Source organism: Daejeonella sp. (genome assembly GCF_044232565.1).
Classification (GTDB): domain Bacteria; phylum Bacteroidota; class Bacteroidia; order Sphingobacteriales; family Sphingobacteriaceae; genus Daejeonella.
Map to the genome: position 1 here is coordinate 1 of NZ_JBIILQ010000263.1, position 3,697 is coordinate 3,697.

The 3,697-nt window shown below is 36.3% G+C and carries 4 protein-coding genes; 2 read left to right on the forward strand and 2 right to left on the reverse strand.

The window, feature by feature from the left end; genetic code table 11:
- Nucleotides 1-430 (reverse strand): penicillin acylase family protein (locus ACILQF_RS11695; RefSeq protein ID WP_395627584.1); only part of this gene is annotated, 430 nt, incomplete at its 3' end.
- Between the two features lie 252 nt (nucleotides 431-682).
- On the opposite strand from ACILQF_RS11695, the gene ACILQF_RS11700 reads away from it, so the two are divergent.
- Nucleotides 683-1,573, forward strand: coding sequence for an alkaline phosphatase (locus tag ACILQF_RS11700; protein WP_395627585.1), 891 nt, complete (start codon nucleotides 683-685; stop codon nucleotides 1,571-1,573).
- A 31-nt stretch (nucleotides 1,574-1,604) separates the two neighbouring features.
- Here ACILQF_RS11700 and ACILQF_RS11705 read toward each other — a convergent pair whose 3' ends face one another.
- Complete coding sequence (locus ACILQF_RS11705; RefSeq protein WP_395627586.1) at nucleotides 1,605-2,315, reverse strand: YqjF family protein; 711 nt, start codon at nucleotides 2,313-2,315, stop codon at nucleotides 1,605-1,607.
- Nucleotides 2,316-2,712: 397 nt separating this feature from the next.
- Here ACILQF_RS11705 and ACILQF_RS11710 point away from each other — a divergent pair, with 397 nt between their 5' ends.
- The gene (locus ACILQF_RS11710; protein WP_395627587.1) at nucleotides 2,713-3,531 is read left to right on the forward strand and encodes a sulfite exporter TauE/SafE family protein; all 819 of its coding nucleotides are present in this window, start codon (nucleotides 2,713-2,715) and stop codon (nucleotides 3,529-3,531) included.
- The last annotated feature ends 166 nt before the right edge of the window (nucleotides 3,532-3,697 follow it).

Consider the following 3,697-nt stretch of genomic DNA (forward strand, 5'->3'; position numbering starts at 1 on the left):
CAATAGGAAAAACGTTTTTATTTAACACTTCATTCGGATGCGCTTTTGCATAAGCCTCTAATCCCATTAAGTAACCCTGAACCAATTTTATGAATTTTGGATCCATAGATTTTATCTGCTGTCTGACAGTACTTCGGGTATCTAATAAACCAAATACATAGTCTACAGATGCGCCACTTTTACCCAGATAAGTACTCAGTTTGCCTTGGCCAGTTAAAATTAAGGTTTGAATGGTTTTAAAATCATCTTCTGAATGCGCCCAAGCTAAGCCATAGGCTACTTCAGGATCTGTTGGTGCGAATATATGCGGCACGCCATAACTGTCTCTTGCGATGGTAATTTTATTGACATTGATTATTGGATTTTGAACTTCCTGGGCAAATACAGAAGTGCAAAACATAAGCATAAATAAGCTACTGATTAATTTCATACCGATAATTTGATGTAAATTTTGGAGCTGTAAATTAGTAAATAAAATTCGCTAGGTTTTAAACTGTTTTAATTGTGTTTATGACTTGATAATTTTTGTAAATTATCAATGTATTTTTAATTTTCTTTGCATTTCATTTTGGTTTTTTTTATTAAAATCCCTCCCTAAAACCTCTCTTTTAAATAGGTCCAATGTTATTTTTTATTTTCATTTTAATTCCTCATTTTGTTTAAGATTTAAATCTAAAATTGCATGAAAAATTTAACCCGTACACTGATTTTTTTAGTGATTGCCTTAGTTTCGTCTACGCAAGCTTATTCTCAAAAAATAAAGCATGTGATCTTAATTGGCTCTGATGGGTTTGGAGCTTATGCTTTCGAAAAAGCTAAAATTCCAAATTTGAGAGCGATGATGAAGGAAGGCTCCTGGTCTCTTCAGGCCAGAACGGTTCTGCCTTCGTCAAGTGCGGCAAACTGGGCATCAATGGTCATGGGTGCTGGTCCGGAGCTTCATGGCTACACCACTTGGGGCAGTAAAAAACCTGATATGCCTCCCAGAGTGGTCGATGGCTACGGAATGTTTCCAAGCATATATTCTCTACTACGTAAAGAAAAACCTGATAGTGAAATCGGCGTGATTTATGAATGGGATGGTATAGGATATTTATTCCCTAAAGCAGCAGTTAATAAAGATCAGAATCCTGATGGTGATATTGCTGTTACCAATGCTGCCACTTCTTATATCAAAGAGAAAAAACCAAATTTTCTATTTGTTCATCTGCATGATGTGGATAGCGTAGGCCATCAGATTGGCCATGGAACGCCTGAATATTATGCAGCTATTGAGCGGACTGATACTCACATTGGAACTATTTTAAAAAGTATTGAAGATGCGGGAATTGCAGAAAGTACGCTAGTATTATTCACTGCAGATCATGGCGGCATCAATAAGGGTCATGGCCTGATTACCATGAACGAAATGCAAATCCCATGGATCATTAAAGGCCCCGGAATTAAAAAGGACCATGAATTATCGCAAAGCATCATGACCTTTGATACGGCGGCAACTATTGCTGAGTTATTGAAGTTAAAGGCGCCACAGGTTTGGATCGGAAGGCCTGTGAAAGCTGCATTTAAAAAGTAATTTGATTGCGTATACTGATTTATTATTCCAATTAAATCGCAATCCGCTTCCACTTTACAGATATATCTGAACCTTCGGCAAGCATTACATTGTCAGGTTGCTGTCCGTTTAGAAATGCAAAATCAGGTCCGTACATTTTCTCAAAATCACAATCAATATTGTAATCAATTACCTCATTAATTTTCCAACTTGGATGGTTGATTCTGTATTCTAAAGTTTTGTGCTGGTTTACGCGGGTATATCCGAAATAATGTTCAAATATAAAGGCTTCTACGCTACCGGCCTTCATAGTATTTGCTATACTATGTGCATTTACGCTGATATTATTCCATTTTTTATTCTTTTTCCAGGAATAATCGATGGTTTTTAAGTCCTCAGTTAAATGCCAACGGTGTTTTGTTTTAACGGCGGTATAATGCTCTTTATAGAGGTAGTTTGCCATCCAGGCAACTGGCGCATAGGGAACGGTTTCATTGATAAAAACAACTCCTCTTTTTATTTTACCTTCATGCTTTCTAATCACATAAAACCTCAGATTTATTTCTTCGAAAGAGCCTAAATAGGGGATAGGGAATTTAAATATGCGGGTTTTATTGAACATAAAACCTACTAAACTGACATAGAATTTGCCGTCAAAACTATCTAGCTCAACTCCTTTAGGTAAGTATGGAATTAATACATTCGGATCGACAGCATAATTTGCCATAATCAGATTTTCCCATTTAGCCTCTAGAAAGTTCATTTAATATTTTATTCCTCAAAGCTATTGAAAAAACTTATCGTATTGGAATATTTCCCTAGGCATCTTGGTGAATTATAATTATTCAAAATGATCTGAAATCTCAAAAATCACGCTAGCCTTTAACCCATAAGCGAAATTCAACCTCCCATAATCCTATTTTTATTGAAATTGGAAGCCACGGTATTTCCCATTTCGGAAAAATTAATATCGAGATTAAACTCGTTCAATTTCGGTGATTATCATCATAAATAGATAAGCTTAAATCTATCCTCATAAACAAGAAATTATTTTTAATTTTAACCAGGTTCTTTGGAAGAAAAATATATCCTGAATGTAACTTTTGTAACCATTAATCTATCCAGCATATGAGACCTTTGCAAGTAAATAATAAAAAAATATGGAAATATTAGGTTATCTACTTGCTGTACTTGTTGGTGTTTCTCTTGGCTTAATTGGAAGTGGGGGATCTATACTCACAGTGCCAATTTTAGTGTATGTAATGGGAGTTAATCCTATTTTAGCAACCGCTTATTCGTTATTTATAGTAGGTTCTACAGCCCTGGTAGGGGGTGTGCAAAGCGCCTTGCAAAAGCGCGCCGATTTTAAAACAGTTTTTATTTTTGGTATTCCTTCTATCGCTGCGGTATATGTAACTCGTATGTGGTTAGTACCATTGATTCCTTCAGAACTGTTTACCATCGGTTCACTTGTTATTACAAAATCAATAGGTATCATGGTGCTTTTTGCCATCGTGATGATTCTAGCCTCGATTAGTATGATTAAGCCTGGTAAACAGACTGGTGAACAAGAAGAAGAAAGTATTAAATATAACTATCCAATGATCTTATTGGAGGGTGCTGTTGTTGGCTTACTTACCGGCTTGGTAGGTGCTGGTGGTGGCTTTTTAATAATTCCAGCTCTGGTAATTCTTGCGCGTATGCCTATGAAGCTCGCTGTAGGGACTTCCCTCTTTATTATCGCTGCTAAATCATTGATTGGGTTTATTGGCGACTTACAAGGGGCACAGCTTATTGACTGGAAACTGCTTGGAACTTTTACAGGCCTTGCTGTATTCGGTATCTTCATCGGTATCTATCTTTCTAAAAAGATTAGCGGCGATAAATTGAAGAAATCCTTTGGTTGGTTCGTGCTTGTGATGGGTATTTATATTTTTGTCAAAGAACTATTCTTCCCAAATGGAGGAGGAGGTCATTAATATGGAACAAAATTCAAACCTTCCTAATAATACTGCCAAAGATCTGGGACAAAGCTTTTGGAATGACCAATATATTGCTCAAACCACTAGCTGGGATTTAGGACAGGTATCGCCACCTCTCAAAGCGTATATTGATCAAATAACTGATAAAAATCTTAAAATCTTA